Source organism: Ferruginibacter sp. (assembly GCF_031430955.1).
GTDB lineage: Bacteria > Bacteroidota > Bacteroidia > Chitinophagales > Chitinophagaceae > Ferruginibacter.
On sequence record NZ_JANPCM010000085.1, the window covers coordinates 1 to 25,455 of the forward strand.

The 25,455-nt window shown below is 35.5% G+C and carries 19 protein-coding genes and 1 pseudogene; 3 read left to right on the forward strand and 17 right to left on the reverse strand.

The window, feature by feature from the left end:
• Positions 1-323, reverse strand: a pseudogene (locus tag ACY65O_RS02350) (transketolase); the annotation flags it as partial.
• A 324-nt stretch (positions 324-647) separates the two neighbouring features.
• Here ACY65O_RS02350 and ACY65O_RS02355 point away from each other — a divergent pair.
• The 3 genes from ACY65O_RS02355 (at position 648) to ACY65O_RS02365 (ending at position 3,521) form a co-directional block, all read left to right on the forward strand.
• Positions 648-1,778 (forward strand): glycosyltransferase family 4 protein, encoded by a 1,131-nt coding sequence (locus tag ACY65O_RS02355; protein WP_462219247.1) that lies wholly within the window; start codon positions 648-650, stop codon positions 1,776-1,778.
• Positions 1,779-1,931: 153 nt separating this feature from the next.
• The gene (gene frr / locus ACY65O_RS02360; protein WP_462219248.1) at positions 1,932-2,495 is read left to right on the forward strand and encodes a ribosome recycling factor; all 564 of its coding nucleotides are present in this window, start codon (positions 1,932-1,934) and stop codon (positions 2,493-2,495) included.
• A gap of 144 nt (positions 2,496-2,639) precedes the next feature.
• Positions 2,640-3,521, forward strand: coding sequence for a sterol desaturase family protein (locus tag ACY65O_RS02365; protein ID WP_462219249.1), 882 nt, complete (start codon positions 2,640-2,642; stop codon positions 3,519-3,521).
• A 184-nt stretch (positions 3,522-3,705) separates the two neighbouring features.
• Here the strand turns inward: ACY65O_RS02365 and ACY65O_RS02370 are convergent, their stop codons facing one another.
• The 16 genes from ACY65O_RS02370 to mraZ all read right to left on the reverse strand — a co-directional run bounded on the left by ACY65O_RS02370 (position 3,706) and on the right by mraZ (position 25,378).
• A complete protein-coding gene (locus ACY65O_RS02370; RefSeq protein ID WP_462219250.1) occupies positions 3,706-5,793 on the reverse strand; it encodes a PAS domain-containing sensor histidine kinase in 2,088 nt (695 codons plus the stop codon).
• Between the two features lie 162 nt (positions 5,794-5,955).
• A complete protein-coding gene (locus ACY65O_RS02375) occupies positions 5,956-6,327 on the reverse strand; it encodes a response regulator (RefSeq protein WP_462219251.1) in 372 nt (123 codons plus the stop codon).
• A 15-nt stretch (positions 6,328-6,342) separates the two neighbouring features.
• Positions 6,343-7,137, reverse strand: a complete 795-nt coding sequence (locus ACY65O_RS02380; protein ID WP_462219252.1) for a sensor histidine kinase — start codon at positions 7,135-7,137, stop codon at positions 6,343-6,345.
• Positions 7,138-7,718: 581 nt separating this feature from the next.
• Positions 7,719-9,638: a cell division protein FtsZ gene (ftsZ, locus tag ACY65O_RS02385; RefSeq protein WP_462219253.1), complete on the reverse strand. Its 1,920-nt coding sequence runs from the start codon at positions 9,636-9,638 to the stop codon at positions 7,719-7,721.
• 303 nt (positions 9,639-9,941) lie between these two features.
• A complete protein-coding gene (gene ftsA, locus ACY65O_RS02390) occupies positions 9,942-11,312 on the reverse strand; it encodes a cell division protein FtsA (RefSeq protein WP_462219254.1) in 1,371 nt (456 codons plus the stop codon).
• Between the two features lie 129 nt (positions 11,313-11,441).
• The gene (locus ACY65O_RS02395; protein ID WP_462219255.1) at positions 11,442-12,710 is read right to left on the reverse strand and encodes a cell division protein FtsQ/DivIB; all 1,269 of its coding nucleotides are present in this window, start codon (positions 12,708-12,710) and stop codon (positions 11,442-11,444) included.
• Between the two features lie 54 nt (positions 12,711-12,764).
• Positions 12,765-14,180: a UDP-N-acetylmuramate--L-alanine ligase gene (gene murC / locus ACY65O_RS02400; protein WP_462219256.1), complete on the reverse strand. Its 1,416-nt coding sequence runs from the start codon at positions 14,178-14,180 to the stop codon at positions 12,765-12,767.
• Positions 14,181-14,205: 25 nt separating this feature from the next.
• Positions 14,206-15,339, reverse strand: a complete 1,134-nt coding sequence (gene murG / locus ACY65O_RS02405; protein ID WP_462219257.1) for an undecaprenyldiphospho-muramoylpentapeptide beta-N-acetylglucosaminyltransferase — start codon at positions 15,337-15,339, stop codon at positions 14,206-14,208.
• 89 nt (positions 15,340-15,428) lie between these two features.
• Positions 15,429-16,679 (reverse strand): FtsW/RodA/SpoVE family cell cycle protein, encoded by a 1,251-nt coding sequence (locus tag ACY65O_RS02410; protein ID WP_462219258.1) that lies wholly within the window; start codon positions 16,677-16,679, stop codon positions 15,429-15,431.
• Between the two features lie 120 nt (positions 16,680-16,799).
• Positions 16,800-18,140: a UDP-N-acetylmuramoyl-L-alanine--D-glutamate ligase gene (gene murD, locus ACY65O_RS02415; RefSeq protein WP_462219259.1), complete on the reverse strand. Its 1,341-nt coding sequence runs from the start codon at positions 18,138-18,140 to the stop codon at positions 16,800-16,802.
• A 272-nt stretch (positions 18,141-18,412) separates the two neighbouring features.
• Complete coding sequence (gene mraY, locus ACY65O_RS02420) at positions 18,413-19,735, reverse strand: phospho-N-acetylmuramoyl-pentapeptide-transferase (protein WP_462219260.1); 1,323 nt, start codon at positions 19,733-19,735, stop codon at positions 18,413-18,415.
• A gap of 111 nt (positions 19,736-19,846) precedes the next feature.
• On the reverse strand, positions 19,847-21,310 hold the full coding sequence (locus tag ACY65O_RS02425) for a UDP-N-acetylmuramoyl-L-alanyl-D-glutamate--2,6-diaminopimelate ligase (RefSeq protein ID WP_462219261.1): 1,464 nt from the start codon (positions 21,308-21,310) through the stop codon (positions 19,847-19,849).
• Entirely contained in the window at positions 21,307-23,406 is a 2,100-nt protein-coding gene (locus ACY65O_RS02430; protein ID WP_462219262.1) for a penicillin-binding protein, read from the reverse strand. The genes ACY65O_RS02425 and ACY65O_RS02430 overlap by 4 nt, the downstream gene beginning before the upstream one ends.
• 171 nt (positions 23,407-23,577) lie before the next feature.
• Entirely contained in the window at positions 23,578-23,925 is a 348-nt protein-coding gene (locus ACY65O_RS02435; protein WP_462219263.1) for an FtsL-like putative cell division protein, read from the reverse strand.
• A 29-nt stretch (positions 23,926-23,954) separates the two neighbouring features.
• Positions 23,955-24,899, reverse strand: a complete 945-nt coding sequence (gene rsmH / locus ACY65O_RS02440; RefSeq protein ID WP_462219264.1) for a 16S rRNA (cytosine(1402)-N(4))-methyltransferase RsmH — start codon at positions 24,897-24,899, stop codon at positions 23,955-23,957.
• A 23-nt stretch (positions 24,900-24,922) separates the two neighbouring features.
• Entirely contained in the window at positions 24,923-25,378 is a 456-nt protein-coding gene (gene mraZ / locus ACY65O_RS02445; RefSeq protein WP_462219265.1) for a division/cell wall cluster transcriptional repressor MraZ, read from the reverse strand.
• Positions 25,379-25,455: the final 77 nt, after the last annotated feature.

Below are 25,455 nucleotides of genomic sequence, written 5' to 3' on the forward strand. Positions count from 1 at the left end.
GGCAAATGCTCATGTGTGGTAGGATGCCCCTGTAAACGGGAGTTTAATTTTCTGAATGTGGCCAGTTCTTTAACCGGGAAATAACCACTACGGGCAAGGGCACTGTAAAACACGGGAGATATATGTCCGTTACTTAAAAAAAACACATCTTCGCCGGCAGCATCCATATTAAATGCAGGATTGTGTTTCATAATATTAAAATACAGGGCAGTAAAATATTCGGTACAGCCTAAAGAACCGCCGGGGTGGCCACTTTGCACACCATGAACCATGCGTACAATATCCCTGCGTATTTGCGATGCTATTTCGGGTAAACTATTCATTTGGATGATTAATTTTATTATTAAGAATTAAAGTTTTAAACTATTTTTTCGCTGCAAACCTACTCTAAATCAATTTACAGAAAAATTAAAAAACGGCTGTTTGGTTAAATAGTTAATAATAAGTTTATAATTTTTCCGTTATTTTAAAAATAATCACGGGAAAACGATTTTTTAAGCAAATTCTCCCGAAATTAAATATGAGGCAGCTTTCTGGCATTAAGTTGGGTCTTACCCAAAAGTTATAAGTATTTCTTTAAAATATTAAGGTTACTTAAAACATATTTAATACTTTTGCAGCATAATAAATGCCATTAAATAAATTGAATGGATAATATCTTACTTAGTGCGGCCCTGGCTTTTTTAATAACTTTTTTTGCAATACCTATTATTATTCAGGTAGCCAAGGATAAAAAATTATTTGATGAGCCTGATGAACGCAAAGTTCATAAAACAGTTATCCCAACCTTAGGTGGCCTTGGCATTTTTGCAGGGTTTATTATTGCTACATTAATGGGTGTTCCTTCTGGTATTGGTTCCGAATTACAATATTTTGCAGCAGCTGCAACAGTTATTTTCTTTTTAGGCCTTAAAGATGATATTCTGGTTTTATCGGCCAGTAAAAAATTTATAGGCCAGTTAATAGCAGCAGGTATTGTTATAAAATTTGGCGGCGTACAGCTATCTAATATGCACGGCTTTTTAGGCATTTACGAAATACCCCATATTGCAAGTATTATACTTACTATTTTTACCATTATAGTTATTACCAACTCTTTTAATTTAATTGATGGTGTAGATGGACTGGCGGGCAGCCTTGGTGTACTTACTACACTTGTATTTGGCACTTACTTTTTTATTGCAGGCCAGTTAACTTATGCTGTGATGGCGTTTGCACTTTCGGGCAGTATTATTGCATTTTTAATTTATAATTTTTCTCCTGCAAAAATATTTATGGGTGATACCGGCTCTCTTTTATTGGGCCTGGTGAATGCCATTTTAGTTATTAAGTTTATTAATATTGCCGGCAACCCTGCCGCTGCATACGCATTAGAAGCATCGCCTGCAATTGGTTTTGCTATTTTAATGATTCCTCTTTTTGATACTTTAAGGGTTTTTACTTTAAGGATTTTAGACCGCCGCTCTCCTTTTAGCCCCGACAGAACACATGTACACCACTTTTTATTAGATATTGGCTTTAGCCACCGCATGGTAACTTTTACCTGTGTATCGGTTAATATTATTTTTATTGCATCAGCTTATTTTTTACGCCATTTGGGAACTACAACTTTACTCGGTATTTTATTGGTTTCAGCTTTCACATTTATTGGTATTATTTATTACAGCCGTCCAAAAAACAAAACTGTAGCAAATAATAATACTGTAGCCACCAATAACAATATTATAAAGCCACGCAAAATATTTTCGCTTGCCCCCGAAAGTGTGGAGGCTGATTAATTTTTTGCTGCCTTCATTTCATTTTTCATTTTACTTATTTTTAAACAGCATATAAAATAAAAATGCATTTATTTTATGTACCGTTAATTTTAAATGTATACCGTAAATAACGGTTCTTTTTTATAGCTTTGCAGCCACCTAATATTTATAATTATGGCCGAAGGATTAGATAAAATACTCAGCGACACAGAATCATCAATGAATAAAGCCATTAACCACCTGGAAACAGAGCTGGTTAAAATACGTGCAGGCAAAGCCAACCCCACAATGCTGGATGGTATTATGGCAGATTATTATGGCAACCCCACAGCCATTAATCAAATTGCCAATGTATCTGTATTAGATGCCCGTACTATTTCGGTACAGCCCTGGGAAAAAAATATGCTACAGGCAATTGAAAGGGCAATCACTATGGCCAATATTGGCATCAATCCGCAAAATGATGGCACCGTAATACGTTTGTTTTTACCACCCCTTACCGAAGAAAGAAGAAAGGAAATGGTAAAACGCTGTAACAACGAAGGCGAGCAAGCAAAAATTGCCGTACGCAACATACGCAGGGATAATATAGAAGCTATAAAAAAATTACAGAAAGAAGGCCTTAGCGAAGATATTTGTAAAGATGCCGAAAAAGAGGCGCAGGATATTACCGATAAATTTATTGGGCTTATAGAAAAACATTTAGCTGCAAAAGAAAAAGAAATAATGGCAGTGTAGGCAATTTCTGATTTCTGATTTTAGATTTCTGATTTAAGTAGCAGTACAGTGATTTGATTTGTTTTACAAATCCAGTATCAAACTACAGACATTTGACATCATAAATCAGACATCCAACTTTAACCATTCAACATACAATTGTCTATGCAGTCTGCAAGGGAAACATTGTTTATACTTTTATCAGTTCCCTTTTATACCATTTTAATTGGTACAGAAATTTTATTGAGCAACTGGCAGCAAAAAAAATTTTATTCTTTAAAAGCTACACTGCAAAATGTTTACCTCACCCTGGTAAATGCAGGTCTCGATTTGTTTTTGCGCTGGTTATTTTACATCAGCATACTTACCTGGAGTTTTGAACATCATTTTTTTAAAATCGAAAATGCTTATTTCTACTGGTTTGCATTATTTATTTTAGAAGATTTTACATTTTACATTGAGCATCGTATAGATCATTATTGCCGTATATTTTGGGCAGTACATATTACACACCATTCATCAGAAGAGTTTAATCTTACCACAGGTTTCCGTTCATCTGTATTACAGCCGGTGTACCGGTTTTTTTATTTTATTCCTCTGGCATTATTTGGTTTTCATCCTGTGGATATTGTTTTTATGTATTCCATTACACAAACCTATGGCATACTGGTACACACACAATACATAAACAAAATGCCGCGTTGGTTTGAAGTTTTTTTTGTAAGTCCCAGCCACCACAGGGTGCATCATGCAAGCAATATTATTTACTTAGATAAAAACATGGGCATGTGCCTCATTATCTGGGATAAAATATTGGGAACATTTCAGGAAGAAATAAAAGGAGAGCCTGTAAAATACGGACTTACAAAAACTGTGATTAACAGCAATCATCCACTTAAAATAATTTTTCACGAGTGGCAAAATATTGGTAAAGATGTTACAAAAAAGTTGCCATTAAGCATCCGCCTAAAATATTTATTTATGCCCCCCGGATGGAGCCACGATGGAAGCAGTAAAACCGCCAGGCAAATGAGGCAGGAATTATAAATACAAAAAATATTCGTTTAATCTTGCGCATAATTTCGAATTAAGCGGAATCAAGAAATGAGAATCCATTATACCATTTATTAAAATGAAAAACAACTATCTGTTAAAAAGTAAAAATGTTTTTGTTGAGTTGTTGGTAGTAGAATTATAAAGCCTTCAACTATTTTTTGATAGACCACAAAATTTATATCTCTGAAGGAATGGTTACAGTTAAAACACAGCCTTTACCCGGCTGAGAAACAAAATTGGCTGTACCATTATAAGACACTGCCCTGTTTTTGATATTTTCAATTCCTATACCGTTTTGTTTTACAGCAGTATTAAAACCAATACCATTATCTGTAATAATCAGCGAAATCGTTTTTTGTTTTTTTGTAAGGCTTATCCATATTTCTTTTGCCTTAGCATGCTTAAAAATATTATTTAACTGTTCCTGCACCATTCTTAAAATGTTCAATTTTAATTTATTGGTCACGCTATTTTCGGTAAATTTTTTTAGCGAAAAATATATTTTTACAGGGTTAACTTCCATCATATCTGCAGCAAGTTTTTCTATTGCTTCAGCAAGCCCCATATTTTTAATAATATCAGTAATAAGTCCCTTTGATAATTTTCTAATTTCTTCAATAGCAGAAAGTGTGTATTCAGTAGAGCGGTTTAAATACATGTGGCTGTTTGCTCCGCCCCGCTTTGCCATTTCAATATACATTTTTGATGTACCAAGTAACTGGTTAATATTATCATGCAGCTCTTTACCAATATCCGATCTTTCTGTTTCCTTTGCATCTTCCGCAGCTTCGGCAATTTGCAGCCCTTTTAATTTAATTTCAAGTTCCAATTTTTCTTCCAGTATTTTTTGTCTTGATAAATCCTGCATAGCACCAATCATTCTGTGTGCTTTACCATCTGCATGCCTGATGATGCTTGCCCTTACATATACTTTAGCAATAGATCCATCGGCACGGGTAACACGGTAAGCATGTTCCCAATGTGCCGCTGCAGATGCAATAGTATTTCGCAATTCTATTGTTATCGCTTCTTTATCATCAGGGTGCAGATAATTTACCCAGTCAGTAATCATATTACCTTTATTATCTTTAATTACATAGCCAAACAATTCCTCAAAGCCATCACCTAAAAAAACTTCATTAGTTTTTAAATCCCAGTCCCATATCACATCAAAAGAAAGTTTTGCAGCAAGCAAAAATTTTTTGCGCTGTTCTTCCTGTATTATAATTTGATCTCTCAGTTTTTTTTCCAGTTGCTGCAGCCTGTTTATGTCTTTCGTAGCGCCTATTAATCTAACCGCCTTACCTTTTTCATCTCTCAAAATACTTCCCCTGCTGGTAACTTCAGCTATTGAGCCATCTTTTCGCCTGAGCATGTATGAATCACTCCAGCTATTTTTTGAAGAACCGAGTGTTTTCAATATTTTTTTTTCTACAATACTTTTTTCAGCGGGAAGAAGGCACTTCAGAAAATCTGAAAAGCTTATCGTATTGTTTTGCACTTTGTAGCCAAACACTTCTTCAATACTATCGCCTGCATAAATTTGGTTAGTAGCGGTATCCCAGTCCCACATTACATCGTACGATGTTTTGGCAATACTTTTTATCCATTTATTATTTTCTACAACCCTGGCATCAGATTTTGCACGGGCAAGAATAATATTAGCTGCTACAACTTTTTCTTTTTTTATATCAATTTTTTTTTGTGTTGATTTAGCAATACTTATATTAGCTGCTACAGTTTTTTCTTTTTTTATGTCAATTTCCTTTTGTGTTAATTTAGCGATACTGATATTATCTGCAACAACCTTTTCCTTTTTACTGTCAATTTCCTTTTGCAATAAAATTCTGGGGCTTATATCTGCAACTGTTGTAATCGCTCTTTTTCTTCCATTCTGATCTGTAAAAACTGCAGAAGTAATTTCGCAGGTAAATGTTTTAGCACTCTTTTTTATTGCAGTTATCAATCCAACAGATTTTCCTTCTTCTTTTCTTTGTTTCAGTAATTTTTTAAAACTGCTGTCTCTTATATCAAAAATATCTGTTCGGTTTTTAGTTACCAGTTCTTTTTTAGAATACCCAAAAAGTTTGCAGGCGGCGCTGTTAACGGTTATTATTTTTCCTGTATTGGCAGCAGTAATAATATTTGCCTGTGCTGCATTATCAAAAGCCAGATAGCGTAGATTATCACCTTGCAAAGCAGTATTTTTTTTAAATGTGCCGTTTAGTTTTTTGGTAATGCTTTGTAAATTTTTATACATCATAAATAAATACTTAACTTGAAAGGTATTTCAATATTATGTATAACCCTTATATAATTTAAAATTTTACTTATACAATTCACACATTTAAAAAAGAGAGCAAATTTTAAATTGAAGTTATTATCAGGCTGAAAGTAATAAAAATATTTTCGTGTACTTGCTTAATTAATTGTCTTTGTATAAAACAACATCAATTTCCTTTAAAAGTTTTTTCATTTCAAAAGGTTTAGCGATATAACCCTGTGCTTTATACTGGTGAGTTATTTCTTCAATATTGGAATTGGCCGAAACAAATATTACAGGAATTTTTTTAGTTAATTTATTTTCTTTTAAACGTTTACATATTTCTCTGCCATCTAACCCCGACATCCAGATATCCAGCAATATTAAATCTGGTAAATCTTCCTGGTATTTAAATATATCATTGGCATTAGTACTTGCCTGCACATTGTATTTATTGGTACGCAGCATTAAAGACAATATCTCTAAAATGTCGGGATCATCATCGGCAATAAATATTTTTTTTTCTTTTGTCATTATAATAATTAAATTTTAACCGGCAGGTAATTTAAAATAAAATTCAGCCCCTTTACCTTTTACACTTTTTACACCAATAGTCCCATTATGATGTTTAATAATTTCGGAACAAATATATAAACCAAGGCCAAGGCCTGAATAAGTATTTTCTTTATCGTCATCAACCTTGTAATACTTTTCAAATACTTTGGATTGCTGCTTTTCAGGTATTCCAATGCCATAATCCTGCACTGTTAATAGAATTGAATTTTGTTTTTTAACACTTTTAATATCTATTAAACTGCCGGGTACAGAATACTTGCCTGCATTTTCCAGAAAATTTTTTATTACCTGGCCAATTTTATTTCTATCGCCATAAATATTTTTTACAGGCCCAAGTGTTGTTACAATAACATGCTCCTTTAAAACGTTTTCCATTTCTTCTGCAATTTCTTTAACCAGTTCATTAAGATCAAAGCAACCGGTATGATATTGCAATTGACCGTTTTTTATTTTTTTTACATCCAGCAAATCACTTATAAGATTTGCAAGTTTATTTACCTGCATATCTACCCTTTTTAATAATCCGGCAGCTTTTGTATTACCTTCTTTTTTAAAAGTGTATTGCAACAATTGCACATATCCTTTAATACTTGTAACTGGTGTTTTTAATTCGTGGCTGGCTGTACTTATAAATTCATCTTTTTTCACAATAAAAGCATCTGCTTGCACCGAGCGGATAGTATCAATAATATTATTGGCTTTCCTAAGCCGGGATTTCAATTCCTCAACCTGAGTAATTAATTCTTCATATCTTTTTGTAATTATCATTTAAAAAAATCTTTCAAATTTATTTCAGCTGTTTTTTTAAAGCTTTTAATTCTGTTTTAGTATGGCGGTTTAATCATTTTATGATATTTGCTATACTTTTATTAACAAACAGTGTACAATACTGTGTCCGCTTTCTCTTAAAATTATAAAAAGTGAAATATTTATTAAATTCTTTTATCGGATTAGCGTGGAAATTATTTGGATTTTACCCATAAAATCAATGGAAAATTTAATCATAAGCAATTTTTAATTTTAATGGGTGCAACTCCTGTATTAACAGCAACAATATTTAAGCTACTACTATTTTTTAGTTTGATACATACTGCTGTTATACCAATTGGACATTGAAAATACATTGTCAGCCTGAACTTGTGGAAGGCGTGTTTACTCTTGCACCCGGTTTCGACAAGCTCAACCTGACAATTTTTAGCAGGTAGATTAAATGTCCAATTGGTATTATATTATTAGCTGCAAATTTTTCGCCTAGCTACCTGGCAAAAAAATACGGAGGATATATGCATAAAGCCCCGCTTTTTCAAGCAGGGCTATAAATATAAATTTTAAATAAATGTTGCTATACTTTAATCTGGTTTTTTGCCTTCTAAAAAACTGTTGATGGTGCTGATCTCCGCCTGGTTATTATCGTCGGATTTTACAGTGTAGTTGCTGTAAAAATTTTCTACTTCTGCAATAGAATTATGTAATTCCATATTGCGGCGAAGGTAAGCTGGAACCATTTCAAACTCATTATTCGGATCGGCTGCATTGATGTTGAATGACAAATTACGCAGCTTCGCAATGCGTTCTATAGCCCGGCGCCTAAGTTCCTCTGTTTCGTCCTGCGGTGCAAGATCCTCAACATTGGACATCATGATGGGCTGAGTTTGTTGTACAAGTTGCTCTTCCTCCGCCGCTTGATGGGATTTAACTACCATCTGCATGTCTTCAATCCCGGTTTCGTCGGCCTTGATTGTTATCTGCAACGGCAGTAGCTCCTCTTTAGAATTGGATTTTGCTTCTGGCTGTTCCTCCACATAAATTTGTGCAGGCTTCGCCAATTTAACCCCCGACGAAGGAGCATTGCTAGCATTTTTATTTGTTGAAATAATTGTTTGAACGCTGGTTTTAATAACGGGTTTTTCGCTGGGTACCGGAGTTGTGGGTATATCAAACGCTATTACAGGTGTTTGATCTTTCGCCGAAGATATTTCAAAAAACACAGGCGCTTCTTCAATTTTTTCCCCAAGCTTTTCCCCAGTAATTTTACCTGGTGGTTCTACTTTTATTTTTTCACTTTTAGTTTCTACCAGCTTAGGCATCATTTCATCTTCAACAAATTGCACAGCGGGTGTTTCACTTATTTCTGCAATGGCTTTATCCTCTTCTTCTTCAAATTGCAAAGTGGGTTGCTGTATTGGTTTTACAACTTTTAAAACAGGTATTTCTTTTACCGGCATCTCCAGTGTCATCACAATTTTATCGTCATCTTTCTTTACTTCTGTTGTTTCAACAGTTGCCTTTTTTTCAAACGGATCCTTATGTTCAAAACCTGTTGCTATTAATGTAATACCAATCTGGCTGCCTAAACTATTATCGTAACCCAAACCTAAAATAACATCAGTATCTTCTCCTGCATTACTCAATAAATGATTTTGAATTACTTCCAATTCATCCATGGTAAACTCATGTTCGCCTTCAGCAGAATTAATATTTATCAAAATCCATTTTGCACCTTTAATGTCGTTATCGTTCAGCAATGGAGAGTTCAAAGCATTTTCAATAGCATCCTGTGCCCTGTTTTCGCCTTCGGCAGATGCGCTGCCTAAAATTGCTACACCACCATTACTCATTACTGTACATACATCGGCAAAATCCACATTAATTTGACCGGTGCTGTTAATTACATCCGTAATACATTTTGCTGCAGTGGCTAAAACATTATCTGCTTTTGCAAAAGCTTCTTTCATTTTTAAATTACCAAACTGGTGGCGCAGTTTATCATTGCTTATCACCAGCAAAGTATCCACATGATTTTTCAACAGCATCACACCTTCTTCTGCCTGTGCAATTCTTTTCTTTCCTTCATAAGCAAACGGAGTGGTAACAATCCCCACCGTTAGTATACCTAAATCTTTACAAATTTTTGCTAAGATTGGTGCGCCACCTGTACCGGTACCACCACCCATGCCGGCAGTAATAAATGCCATCTTGGTATTTACTTCCAGTATCCGTTTTATTTCTTCTAAACTTTCTTCGGTTGCCTGCCTGCCAATGGCAGGATTTGCACCAGCGCCTAAGCCTTGTGTTAAGTGCGGCCCCAACTGAATTTTGTTAGGCACTTTACTTAATGCAATTGCCTGTGCATCTGTATTGCAAATAATAAAATTTACACCTTCAATGTTTTGCGAAAACATATGGTTAACTGCATTGCTGCCACCGCCGCCAACTCCAATCACTTTAATAATGGAGGATTGTTCTTTTGGCAAATCAAAATGTATCATAGTTGTTTGTTTTAAAGCCCCCTAAATCCCCTAAGGGGGACTTTGAAGAACTGTTAGAATTTATACAGCACCTAATTTTCGATTAGTAAACAAGGAAAAATATGTACTGAACATTAATATTGGGTTAGTTAAGAATTTTTTTTTAAACGGTCATTTAATCTTTAATCATCATTGTTGTGTCACTTCCCGATTTTTATCGGGATACTATTATTTCTTTATTCATCTTTAATTATGTTATGCTATCCTATGCGTCTTCGAAATAATCTTCTCCATTTCCCTCCCCTCCGGGGAGGATAGGAGGGGCTACAATTTTGCGTCCTCTTCTTCTTTAAATAAATCTATCAATCCAATTTTAAAAGAATCCATAAAACCTTTTAATGTTTTGCGCTGTTTAACTTTTACAGCTTTAGTGTCTTCCACCACATCAAGCGTTTCGTCAACAGGTTGCTGCTGCAAACTTTCGGGCACTTCCACTTTTCTGAAAGTTTCTTCAAACTGTTTGTTTTTATTCTCATAATCATTGTAGCCTTTTAATATTAAACCAATACAGGTGCTGTACATGGGTTTTGCCAACTCATCAATATGGCCGGCTGCAAGATGTTCATTAGGATAACCAATTCGTGCATTCAATCCTGTTACATACTCTGTTAACTGAATTAAATGTTTTAATTGAGAACCTCCACCAGTTAATATTACACCGCCGTTCAACATTCTTGTATCCAGCCCAACCTGTTTTAAATGATAAGTAACAAAATCCATTATCTCACTCATACGTGCCTGTATAATGCCTGCTAAATTTTTTACAGAAATTTCTTTTGGCGCCATACCACGTAAACCCGGAATTGTAATGAATGCATTTGATTTTGCTTCGTCGCTCAATGCACTTCCGAACTGCACTTTCATTTGCTCTGCCTGAGTTTTTAAAACCCCTAATCCGGTTTTAATATCGTTGGTAATATTTTCGCCGCCGAAAGGGATAACCGCAGTATGTTTTAAAATGCCTTCGTAAAAAACGGCAAGGTCTGTTGTACCGCCGCCAATATCTACAATGGCAACACCAGCTTCTAAATCCTGGTCGCACATTACTGCAGCTGCAGAAGCCAATGGTTGCAATACCAAATCTTTTGTTTGCAAGCCTGCTTTTTCAACACTGCGGTTAATGTTGCGGATAGCATTTTTATCTCCGGTTATTATATGAAAGTTAGCACCCACTTTTACACCACTGTATCCAATGGGGTTGGGGATATTTTGAAAATTATCTACTGTAAATTCCTGCGGAATAACATCAATAATTTGATCTCCTGCAGGAATATAAGTACGGTATTGATCTGCAACTAAGCGGTCAATTTCTTCCTGGCGAATTTCTTCTTCAATACTTTGCCTTACAATATCGCCACGTGTTTGCAAACTTTTTATATGATGGCCAGCAATACCTACATACACTTCTCCAATTTCTAAATTGGGGTTACTGTCGTAGCAATTTTTTAATGCCATTTCAATGGCCTTAATAGTTTGATCGATGTTTAACACCATGCCGTGTTGTACACCGTTACTGTTGGCACGGCCAAAACCTAGAATTTCAAGTTTGCCGTATTCGTTTTTACGTCCGGCAATAGCAGCAATTTTTGTGGTGCCGATATCGAGTCCTACAATGATGGGTTGTTCGTGATGCATAGTTGTATGTTTTGTTTGTACCCCTACCCCTTAAAAAGGAACAAGAATGTTTGTGTATGTTTATTTAATCTTTTCTATTAAATTTTTCTAATTTTCTTATTTATATTTTATTATACAATCATTCCCCTTTTAAGGCACAGGAGCATAATCATTTTTATTGGGCATTACCACTTTTGGTTTTGCCGGTATTGGTTTAATAACTGAATTGATGATTGGTTTTTTAACAGGAGCAACAATATTACTCTTGCTAACTGGATTGGATTTTACAACTGCAGGTTTTGCAGCTATTGGTTTTTTAGAAGAAATTGGATTGGATGCTGCCGTTTTTGTAACCGCAGGTTTTACAATGGGTAACGGATTAGTGTTTGCCGGAATTATTACCGGCTGAGTGGTTGTTGGCTGCGGAGGTAAATTATTTAAACGATGTGATGTTTCGTAATTATCTTCTCTTTGTATCGATTGCTGAATCATACTGCTGTCGGCAGTATTGTTATTATTATCCTGCAAAATTGTTTGTACAGAATCTTCTGACTGCTTTGCAGCATTGGATGCAATAATTTGCATTATTTGTATTGTTCTAATTGAGTCGGCCGTTTTTTCTTCGGCACCTTTTATTTTTGCCACCACCTGGTTTTTAAACTGCACATTAATTACACTGTATTTATTCCAGCCGGTTTTTACCATTACATTTTTATAAAATAACTGCAGCTTATTAAATTTTTCTTCGGCATCAGTTGCATCGCCAAACACAATTAACTGGTTACCAATTTTAGGAACCATTTCAAAATTTCTTTCCGCAGTAATATCTACCTGGTCTATCATCGCCATTCTAAAAGTATCTTTTTGAATGGCGATGCTGATATTTTTTATATCATTTAATAAACTACTGTCGGCTGCTGATAAAACAATATTTTCCGAAGGAAAACCAGTGAACACCGGCAGCCTTGCAGAAAATTTATCGCTTAGTGGCAACATCGTTAATGCAGTATCAATATAAAAAGATGTACCGGATGCTGTAAATACTCTTGCTACAGGTTCTCTCTCCCGCAGATTTACTTTTAAGATATCATTATTATCAAAGAATAACTCCGCATTTTTTACCCACTTACTTTTTTCCAGTTCTGTTTCAATTTTTCTTAAATCGAACGAGCCTATTGCCTGGCCAATGGGATTGGTTTTGCAAACATTTTTTATTGCATTTAAAATATCATCTTCATCAACAAATTTTGGACCGCCAGTATTTTCAATACCGGATATTTTTATTTCAACATCTTTACATTTTTTTAGATCATTTTTTTTAATAGCAGCTACCAGCAGCACAGTTGTACTTACTCCTACAGTTAACCATAATATGGCAAAAAGTATTTTTTTAATGCTGTATCGTTTTTGTTTGTTCATTCCGGCCGCCTCTATCTCCCCCAAAGGGGAGGAAAAGGAGAAGATTATGTTTTATTAATTACTGTTTGTTAATATTTTTTTTATTGGTTCTACTACTGTATCTATATCTCCTGCTCCTGCAGTTATCAGTAATTCTGTTTTACTATTTTTAATCCAGTCTAAAATTTCAGTTTTATGCAACACTTTTTTATTGGTACTTTTCATTTTATTTAAAATCATTTCGCTGTTCACTCCTTCCATTGGTAATTCTCTTGCCGGATAAATGGGTAAAAGAATTATTTCATCTGCACTGTCTAAACTTTCTGCAAAGCCATCTGCAAAATCTTTGGTGCGGCTAAACAGGTGTGGCTGAAAAATGATAGTACATTTTTTATCAGGAAATAATTTTTTTGCTCCGGTTAATAATGCTTTCAATTCATCTGGATGATGTGCATAGTCATCAATAAAAATTTGTTTTTCATTTTTAACTATATACTCAAACCTCCTTTTTACCCCTTTAAAAGAACTTACTGCAGCTTTTATTTTTTCGTCTTCAATATTTAAATGATGCGCTACTGCAATGGCTGCAATCATATTTTCAATATTGTGCATGCCGCCCATGTTCAATTCTACCTCATTTAATTTCCAGGTTATGGCAACCGGGTTTTTATAAATTATGTCGAACCGGTAACTGCCGTTACTCATTTTTATATTAGCAGCACATACATTTGCTTTTACATCATTTAAATGATACGTTAAATGATGCGATGCTTTTAATGCAGCTGTTCTGCTTAGTCCAAATTTGCTCAGCAACAAACCGCCGTCTTTTAGCTTTGTACTAAAATCAATAAATGCCTGCTCTACATTTTCTGCTGTGCCATAAATATCTAAATGGTCGGCATCCATTGCTGTTATTATCGCTACATCCGGACTTAATTTCAAAAAACTCCTATCGTATTCATCCGCTTCAACCACACAAACATTTTTTTCACTTGGCCAAAAATTACTGTTGTAGTTAACTGCAATGCCCCCAAGAAAAGCATTACAACCATAACCGCTGTGTTGTAAGATATGTGCCACCATTGCACTGGTTGTTGTTTTACCATGTGTACCTGCTACACAAATATTAAAAGAGCTGCCTGTAATTGCACCCAGCACATCGCTGCGTTTTACAACAGCGTAATTATGTGCCAGGTAATAATTTAATTCTGCATGATCTTTTGGAACCGCCGGTGTATAAACTATTAATTGTGCATCTGTATCAATGAACTCAATATTATCTTCGTAATGCACTCTTATTCCTTCTGCTGCCAACTGCTTTGTTAAAGCAGTTTCTGTTTTATCGTAACCACTTACTGTAACATTCTTAGCATTGAAGTATCTTGCCAGCGCACTCATACCAATACCTCCAATACCAATTAAATAAATTCTGCCCCCGTTCCCTGAAGGGGAGTTCTTCATCGAGTCTACAATTTCTTTTACATCTTTCATTCTGTTACAATCCCTGCTGGATTTTTTAAATACAATTCAATATTTCTTTAGCAATAATTTCATCTGCATTAGTAATGCCCAGTTTGCTGATGTTAGTAATTAATTCATGTTGTTTATTTTCACTTCTAGATAAACTGACAATTGCTGTTACCAACTTATCTAACGCCTCATTATCTTTTACCATTATGCCAGCATTTATATTAACTAAACTTTGTGCATTTGCCGTTTGATGATCTTCCGCTGCAAAAGGAAATGGCACAAATACCGCCGGTTTTTTCGATACACATATTTCTGCAATTGCCATAGCACCGCTGCGGCTTATTATTAAATCTGCTGCAGCGTAAGCATATTCCATTTGGGTAATAAAATCGTTTACCCAAATATTGCTTTTACCTTCAGCTCTTTCTTTTCCCTTTTCGGCATAAGGTTTACCTGTTTGCCAAATAAGTTGTAAATCATTTTTTTCAAACTCGTCGATGTGTTTATCTATCGCCTCGTTAATGCTTTTTGCACCCAGGCTGCCGCCAATGGAAAGAATAGTTTTTTTTTGTGGATCTAATCCAAAATAACTGATACCTTCCGCTCTTGTTAAAGTGCTGTGCGATATGGCGGCCCTTACCGGGTTACCCGTCTGCATTATTTTATTCCCGGGAAAAAATTTTTCCATTCCATCGCTGGCGGTAAAAATGCGGATGGCTTTTTTACCCAGCAGTATGTTGCTTTTGCCGGCAAATGAGTTACTCTCGTGAATAAAAGTTTTAATTTTTTTTGACTGGGCATAACGCAATACAGGATAACTTGAATAGCCGCCAACGCCAATTACTGCTGTTGGATGAAACGAATTAAAAATTTGCCGCACCTGGAAAAAACTTTTTACCAGTTTATATGGTAAGCCAATATTTTTTATCAAAGAACTTCTGTTAAACCCTGCTATATCCAACCCTTTAATTTCAAAACCTGCCTGCGGTACTTTTTCCATTTCCATTTTTCCTTTTGCACCTATAAATAAAAAAGCTGTTTGCGGCTGCAATTTTTTTATGGCATTAGCAATAGCTATTGCCGGAAAAATGTGGCCGCCTGTGCCGCCACCTGCGATAATAATACCTCTGCCCCCTAAAGGCAAATCTGGATTATTACTATCATTTTTTTCTTCATTCATTTATTAAACTCAATACCTTTACTGCTTTCAACATTTAAACAAATACTACATCAACTCTCTTCCAAGCTTCTACATCAATAATTCCCCCTTCAGGGGGCGGAGGGGGCTGCGGGGGCTGGCTCTAACTGCTCCACATTTCTTGCAACACTTAAAATAATACCAATTGATAAACAGGTAAACAAAAAACTGCTGCCACCCATACTTACTAACGGTAACGTAACACCTGTATTAGGGAATGCATTTACTGCCACTCCCATATTTGCCATTGCCTGAATTACTAATGTGAAGCTTAATGCCAGCGCCAAAAATGCACCAAAGGCAAAAGGGCATTTTCTATACAATCTTATACAACGGTATAAAAACAACAGGTAAATAAAAACCATAAATGCAGCGCCAAAAAAACCATACTCCTCAATAATTATTGCATAGATAAAATCGCTGTAAGAATGCGGTAAAAAATTTCTTGCTTCGCTGTTGCCGGGGCCCCTTCCCAACCATCCGCCATTAGCAATAGCAATTTTTGCCTGGTTAATCTGGTAGGTTTTTTCTGTTTCATCATTTTTACTGCTGTACACAAATGTTTGTATGCGGCTTACCCATGTTTTTACACGGCCTGCATCAAAAATTGCAGGTAATTCTTTTGCTTTATTGGCTGCTTTATCATAATTAGTAACAGCAAGTGTAAATAAAAATATTACCGGTATCAAAGCAATGGCTATTGATAACAACATGTGTTTTGTATTTGCCCGCCCAATAAACATGAGCATAAAACTTGTTGCACCCACCAGCAAAGCAGTAGATAAATTTGCCGGGGCAATAAGTGCACAGATAATTATGACCGGCGTAATGATCGGTAAAAAACCTTTTTTAAAATCTTTAATTACATTTTGTTTACGGCTCAGCTGAAGGCTTAAATACATGAACAGCGCCAGCTTTGCCATATCGGATGTTTGCAAAGTCATGTTAATTACCGGTAATTTTATCCAGCGGCTGCCCTTATTAATCTCTTCTCCAAAAAAAGTTGTATAAAACATTAATGGTATAGAAATTAAAAATAAGATTTTGGCCACCCTTGCATAAATGGTATAATTAACCCGGTGTGCAAAATATATAACCAACAACCCAATAATTATAAATGCAAATTGCTTAAACAAATAACTTTCGTTGCTCTTACTGTATTTATAAGCCAATGAACCAGTACTGCTGTACACTACTAATAAACTTACCAGTGTAAGAATAACAACGATACCCCAAATAACACGATCGCCTTTGGTTTTACTAACCAAATTGTTACTGATGTTTGGCGTAAATAATTCTTTTATGTTTATTAAACTTGCCATACCCCTATCTCCGCCAGCTGGCGGAGGATTATTAATTTTTTATTTTTGCTTTATAATTATTCATTTCAACTTTTATTTTTTTACAGCTTTTTTAACAAGGTCAGACGAGACGTCAGACCTTTATAATTCCTTCACCGCTTTTTTAAATTGATTGCCCCTGTCTTCGTAATTTTTAAACAGATCAAAACTTGCACATGCAGGGCTTAATAAAACCACATCGCCTTTTGCCGCAAAATGAAATGCAGCTTCTGTTGCTTCTTTGGCCGAGGTGGCATTTACAATCAGTGGCATTATATCTCCAAATGCTTCATGAATTTTTCTGTTATCAGCACCCATACAAACAATAGCCTTTACTTTTTCCTTAACTAATTCTTTTAATAAGGAATAATCGTTGCCTTTATCTACACCTCCTAAAATTAATACCACAGGTTTTTCCATACTCTCTAATGCAAACCAGGTACTGTTTACATTTGTAGCTTTACTGTCGTTAATAAATTCTACATTTTTTATTGATGCAACAGGTTCCATCCTGTGTTCTAAGCTTTCAAAAGTTTGTAACGCCTCTCTTATATTTTCCTTTCGAATATCAACCGCTGATGCTGCTAAACTTGCGGCCATACTGTTATACTGATTGTGTTTGCCTTTTAAAGCAAAGTCTTCAATACTCATTTGCATTTCTTCGTTCTTCCATTTCAAATGCATTTTTGCGTTCATCAGGTATGCACCCTGCGGCAGTGGTTTACTCATGGTAAATGGGGCTAGTATTGATTTAATGTGATAGTTGCTGATATATTTTTTTGTTGTGGCATCATCGAGAGAATAAATAAAAACATCTCCGGGCTGCTGATTCATTGCAATACGAAATTTGCTGCTGATATAATTTTCTATTTTGTAATCATACCTGTCTAAATGATCTTCGGTGATGTTGGTTAACACCGCAACATCAGGCCTGAAAGTTTTTATATCATCTAACTGAAAAGAACTTATTTCGGCTATGTATAAAGGTTTAGGATCTAGTGCAACCTGTTTTGCAAACGAATAACCAATGTTGCCCACCATGGCGCAATTACTGCCTGCATGTTTGCAGATGTGATAAATTAATGCGGTAGTAGTTGTTTTTCCGTTACTGCCTGTTACAGCAATTATTTTACTGTTGCCTTTATAGCGGTAAGCAAATTCTATTTCGCTGATGATGGCAATGCCTTTTGTTCTTATCTTTTTTACGAGTTCGTTTTTTTCCGGTATGCCCGGGCTTTTCATCACTTCATCTGCATTTAAAATTTTTTCTTCTGTATGAGTTGCTTCTTCAAATTCAATTTTGTTAATTGATAATTCTGTTCTGTAATTATCTTTTATTGCTCCGCCATCACTTACAAAAACATCATAGCCCTGCTGCCTGGCAAGAATAGCTGCGCCAATTCCGCTTTCGCCTGCACCCAATATGACTAACCGCTTCATCATTTTACAATGTTGTTTATACATTTCGTTTTAAACGAAATAAAAAAGGTTTTTCAACAGCATAGAATTTACCAAATACTTACTCTGTGCTTTTACTTAAATAAAAAGGTTCTTCAAAAGCATAGAATTTAACGGGTATAGGGTTCTACTGGTCGTACAAAGTTTTTTCACAGATATTGTTTGTTCAAAATTGAAAAACATAGAATGTCAACTGCTGACAAATTCCAGGTTGCGGTTTTTCACCAAAGCATTAACCCAGCCACAGGGCCTTTTTATTATCTTAATTTTAATGTTGCTATTGCTACTATCATACTTAATATTGTTACAATCCAAAACCTAACTGCTATTTTACTTTCGTGATAACCCAATTTTTGATAATGATGATGCAACGGGCTCATTAAAAATACCCGGCGCCCCTCGCCATACTTTCGTTTGGTGTATTTAAAATAAGTTACCTGTATCATCACACTTAAATTTTCTACCAAAAACACGAAACAAAAAATGGGTATCAATAATTCTTTACGTACAATTATGGCCAGTGCTGCAATAATTCCACCGAGTGCAAGGCTGCCTGTATCTCCCATAAAAACCTGTGCCGGGTAACTGTTGTACCATAAAAAACCAATGCATGCCCCAACGAATGCCGCAATAAAAATGGACAGTTCGCCAATGTTGGGTATGTACATAATATTGAGGTACTCTGCAAATTTTGTATTACCACTTACATAAGCAAAAATGCCCAGCCCCAAACCAATTACAGCACTTACCCCTGTTGCCAATCCATCCAGCCCGTCAGTAATATTGGCGCCATTGCTAACTGCGGTTACTATAAATATTACAATAATGATATACAGAATATAGGTTGCAGATTCCCAACTTTTTGGTAAAAGCTTTGCATAATTAAACTCATGATTTTTTACAAATGGTATAGTAGTAATGGTAGATTTTACATTTACAAACTTATGCGGCACACCATCTGTAATATGAATGATAACACTGTCGCCGATCCATTTACTGCCGCCTTTCATACCTTCAATTTCTTTTCTTATTTCATCTTTATTACTGCCATACACTTCACGCTGCACAGTAACACTTGGCGTAAAATATAAAGTGGCGCCTACAATTATGCCGAGCATTACCTGACCAAAAATTTTAAACCTTCCAGCCAATCCATCACTGTCACTTTTTTTATAAGTTCCACCTTTTGCCAGTGCTATTCTTTTTGCTCTTATTTTTAAATAGTCGTCAATAAAACCAATGGCGCCCAACCAAACAGTACACAACAACATTAAGCGGACATACACTTTTTCTAAATTGGCAAATAATAATGTAGGAATTAAAATGGCCAGAATAATAATGATACCACCCATTGTTGGCGTGCCTTTTTTTGCCTGCTCACCTGCCAAACCTAAATCCCTTACACTTTCGCCTAATTGCTTTTTTTGTAAGAACCTGATTAATTTTTTTCCATACACTGTTGTAATGATGAGACTTAAAACCATGGCAAGCATTACCCGGAAGCTCTGGAACCTGTACAGTTCGCTGCCGGAAAATTTAATGCCTTCTGATTTTAGCCAATCAAATAAGTGATACAACATTTTTTTAATGTGCCAATTTGCAAATATGCAAATGTGCTAATTTTAGATTTTTACAATCTTGATTTATTATTACTCTTTTATTTTTGCAAATTTTTTCATTTGCACATTATGCTATTTCTCTAACAATTCAAACATTTCATTCAAAACTTTCTTATCATCAAAATCATACTTCACTCCTTTTATATCCTGGTACTTCTCATGCCCTTTGCCTGCTATTAAAACAATATCTTCTTTTTGTGCCAGGCTTATGGCTGTTTTAATAGCTTCTCTTCTATCTGCAATTGCAATAACTTTTTTTTTTGCTGATATTTTTACGCCCGCTTCCATATCTTTTAAAATTTCCAACGGGTCTTCACTTCGTGGATTATCGGAAGTAAGAATTACTTTATCGCTGTACTCACAAGCCACTTCTGCCATTACAGGTCTTTTTGTTTTATCCCTGTCGCCACCGCAGCCCACTACGGTTATTACCTGCTCAATTCCTTTACGTAATTTTTTTATTGTTGCCAGTACATTTAATAAAGCATCAGGCGTATGGGCATAATCTACAATACCAATTAATTTTTCATTCTTACTTATTGTATAATCAAATCGGCCTTCTGCACCATCAAGGCTGCTGAGTATTTGCAGCACTTCATTTTTTTCTTTACCCAAACAAATTGCTGCGCCATACACCGCTAATAAATTATATGCATTAAATTCTCCTATCAATCTAAAATGTACTTCTATATCATTTATAGTAAGATGCAAACCTGTTAAACTGTTATCTAAAATCTTCCCTTTAAAATCAGCCATTGTTTTAAGGCTGTAATAATATTTTTTAGCAACAGTATTTTGCAGCATCACTGTCCCTCTTTTATCATCGGCGTTGCTTATTGCAAATGCTGCTGAACTTAAATTATCGAACCACATTTTTTTTACACGGATGTATTCATCAAATGTTTTATGATAATCTAAGTGGTCGTGGGTAATGTTACTGAACAATGCACCTGTAAATTGCAAACCTGTAATGCGGTGCTGGTGTATGGCATGGCTGCTCACTTCAATAAAAACATATTCGCAACCTTCATCCACCATTTGTTTTAATAAGGCATTTAAACTTATGGCATCGGGTGTGGTATGTGTTGCAGGAATAATTGTATCTGCAATTTGATTTTGCACTGTACTTATTAAACCACATTTATAATTTAAGCCGGAAAATAATTTGAATAATAATGTAGCAATTGTGGTTTTGCCATTAGTACCTGTTACGCCAACCAATTTTATTTTTGCAGAAGGTTCGCCATAAAAATTGTGGCTCATTAAACCAGCTGCTGCTGCACTGTCCTCCACTTCTATGTAAGTAATATCTTCTTTTAAAACTGCAGGCAAAACTTCACACACAATTACTGATGCACCATTTTCTGTTGCTTTTTCAATAAATGCATGGCCATCTGCAGCAGTTCCTTTTACAGCAATAAAGCAACAACCTTTGCTGGTCTTTCTTGAATCAATCTGCAAACTGGTTACATCAATATTGGTATTACCCTTTACTGAGCTGATAGCAACTTTATATAGTATGTCCTGTAAAATCAATTTAATACTAAAGAAATGGTTTGACCTTTTTTAAAATTTGTTGCTGCTGTTATTGATTGATTCACCACTCTCCCTCTTCCGGCTGTGGTAACTTTTAATCCTGAATTTTCTAATAAATACACTGCATCTTTCAATCCCATTCCCACAACGTTGGGGGTTACAGAAGCGGATGATACTGTTGAACTCCACGATGTATTTAAAAAAGAAAAATTATTTTTCATACTCGATTTTCTAAAATCGCCATTAACTGCAGAATCGCTAAACGGCATTTTTAAAAATCCAAAAACAGATACCAGTTCTTTTTTCATTCCAAAAAAATTATATTGAGCAGTATCAGTATTTGCAGGTGCTGCAAATTGTTTGTTGCTTAAATAGCGGCCATAAATTCTGTCGCTTATTTCTTTAAACACCGTACCCGATACATCGGCACCATAAACTAATTTAGATTCATTACTGTTTTGTATAACTACAGCCATTGTATATTTAGGATCGTTTGAAGGAAAATATCCTATAAAAGATGCCTGGTAAATTTTATTGCCTTTGTTGTATCCTTTATTATTTAATGCCGTTACTGCAGTTCCGGTTTTGCCTGCAATGCCATAAGTATTATCCGATAAAACTTTATGCCCTGTGCCATGTACACTATCTACTACTGCTCTTAAACATTCTTTTAATTGTGATAAAGTTTCTTCGCTGCAAATTTTATCAACCAAAACTTTTGGTTCCATAGTTTTTACATCCACGCCATAATCCCTTACTGCATTTACCAAATATGGTTTCATCATTTTTCCATTGTTGGCAACTGCGTTGTACAACATCAGCATATGTAATGGTGTTACCAATTCTTCGTAGCCATGCGCCATAAAAGGAATAGTTGTGTTGGCCCAACTTCTGTTAGTTGGTTTTTTTATAGTTGTTTTTGCAGAGGCGGCATCAATATCCACACCGGTCATAACATCTAGCCTGTATTTATGAAGATGATCGATAAATTTTGATGGTTGTGAATGATAATATTGATCGGCCATTTTTGCAAATGCCACGTTGCTGCTGGCAGCAAATGCTTCTTTAACCGTCATCACACCATTAGGATGAGTATCGTGAATGCGTAGCCCATAAAATTCTTTTACACCTCTTTCACAATCAACGTTTGATTTTATAGTTACATATTTATCATCCAGCAAACTCATTAATGTAGCCAGTTTAAAAATAGAACCGGGCTCTGTTGCTTTACCAATACCATAATTTAAATCTTCGGCATAACTGCCATCGGTTTGTTTGCCTAAATTGGCAATTGCTTTTATTTTACCGGTTGCGGTTTCCATTACAATAGCAGTACCATGCAGGGAGTTATTACCTACCATCATTTTCATTAAAGCATTTTCTGTTACGTCCTGCATGTAAGTATCTAAAGTGGTGATGATATCTTTTCCTCTTTCCGGTTCAACCAGTTCCGCATCATTCACCGGAATGTATGCTCCGGCGATGTACCTTGCTAAACGCTGGCCCGATGCACCTTTAAGTAAACTGTCATAACTTCTTTCTAACCCAACATTTTTTGTACTGTCTTCTCTTGATAAACCAATAGTTCTGTTGGCAAGCAAAACATAAGGGTTAATTCTTTTGTCTCTTGTATCAAAGATGAAACCGCTTTTATTTCTGCCCTGTCTTACCAATGGAAAATCTCTTAACTCCTTATACTCAGCAAATGAAATTTTCTTCTTCAAAATAAAATACCGGTCTTCTTTTTTATAAGCCTGCTGCAATAATTTTTTATAAGCTGCAGCATTTTTATCTTTAAAAAGATTAGCAAGACTTATACTCAAAGAATCAATATTGTCTTTAAATCTTTTACCGTTTTTTTCTCTCAGGCCTTCTGCACCAAAATCAACAAACACATCAAATATGGGCACCGATGTACTCAGCATATTTCCATCTTCGCTGTAAATAGTTCCTCTTTCTGCATCAATGGGTAAATATTTTAAGTGTAAATTTTTTCCTAAATCTTTCCAGTAATTTCCTTCTATGCGTTGAATATAAAATGCCCTGCCCAGCACTACTGCACCTAAAAGTATCATCCCTAAAAAACAGAGATACACCCGCCACAATATGTCTTTTTTTATATCCATCCCCTATCCCCTAAAGGGGGATTATTATGTTTTATTTTTTTTGAGCAAACATTTGATCTCTAATCATCATCGTTGTGTCACTCACTTGTACCGCATACCGTTATTGAACTTTTATCTAAGCGTATTTTTATACTTCAGCAATTATTTTTTCTTTTCTTCCTGTGGTGATAACACCACCGGCGGCGCCACCAATTCTTTTAGCCCCAATGGTTCTACTGCTTTTGCCAGTTCGCTTGCTTTACTTCTAAAAATCACTTCGCTCTTTACTGTTTTATATTCGTACTCTAATTCTTTGATGTGCTTTTCTGTTACATTTATTTTTCTAACTAACTTATCTGCGTAATGGCCGTTATAGATGTACAATACCGCCAGTACCGATAAAAACAAAAAGAATGGGATATTTTTAACTACCCATTTATAACTCAGCAACCTCCTCCACTCAATTTTTTGAGTAAGTGATGGTTCATTTATTTTTTTTTCTTCCTGCATTAATTTTTTATATTTTTTTATTGAAACTTTTATTTTAATTCGGCCACCCTCAGCTTTGCACTTCTGCTGCGGGGGTTTTGTTTTTGTTCTGCCGCTGCAGCAACAATTGGTTTTTTTGTAATGATGATAAAAGGGCTTTCGGGTTTAATACCATACACATTATCTGCTTCAGTTTCGGAAAAACTTCCGTAACGAAAAAATGTTTTCACTATCCTGTCTTCCAAAGAATGAAAGGTGATAATTACTGCTCGTCCGCCGGGCTTTAATAGTGTGGGGGTTTGTTGTAATAATTCTTTTAATGCGCCTAACTCATCGTTCACTTCAATACGCAGTGCCTGAAATACCTGGGCAAAGTATTTTTGAGGGTTTCCTTTTACCGCAGTATGCACAGCATGTTTAAATTCATTAATGGTACGCACAGGTGCTAAAGCTCTTTGCTGTACAATTATTTTAGCAAGCGTTTTCGAATTGGTTACTTCGCCATATTGCTCAAACATTTTATGCAGTTGTTGTTCTGTAAAATTTTTCAGCACATCGGCAGCAGTAATTTTTTCACGCTGGTCCATTCGCATATCCAATGCAGCATCAAAGCGAATAGAAAAACCTCTAGCTGCTTCATCAAACTGGTGACTGGATACGCCAAGATCTGCCAAAATACCATCTACCTTACTAATTTTATGCAATCGTAAAAAGCGTTGCAGGTGCCGGAAATTTTGCGGAATAAAAATTATCCGTTCATCATCAGGCAAGTTATTTTTTGCATCAGCATCCTGGTCAAAAACATAGAGCCTGCCATTTTGGTTTAGCTGTTGCAAAATAGCCAGGCTGTGTCCGCCGCCGCCAAATGTGGCATCCACATAAATACCATCTGCTTTAATTTGCAATCCTTCCATGGCTTCGTTTAGTAAAACGGGCGTGTGGTAATTGGGTAATTGGGAATTTGGAATTGGTATGTTACCTTTTTCGTTATTCATTCCATTTTACTAATTACAAATTCCTAATTACTTGTTTTATTCATCACCTCGTTAGCCAAATCGCTAAAGCTTTGCGGTGTAAAAGTTTCAAAGAACTGTGTATACTTACTTTTATCCCAGATCTCAATTTTGTTTACGGCACTCACCAGCACAATATCTTTTTCCAGGCCTGCATGTTCGCTAAGGTTTTTGGGCAGCAATAATCTGCCTGCCGAATCCAGCTCTAACTGAATGGCGCCGTTTAAAAAATAGCGGCGAAATTCTCTAACTTTAGGATCAAAATCGTTCAGCTTGCTTATTTCAGAAAATATAGGTTCCCAGCTTTGCAATGGGTATAACGTAAGGCATTTTTCAAACCCCCGGTTAAGCACAAACTGGTTGGCACTCTTATGCGTAAGCTGTTTTTTAAAACCAGCCGGCAGCAAAAAGCGACCCTTTAAGTCCAATGTAGCTTCATATTCACCGAGGAAACCTATCATTTTCAATTATTTAGCCCTGCTTAAACAGAAACTTACACAAAATAACACTTTTTCCCACTTCGCAATCATTTTTTAGA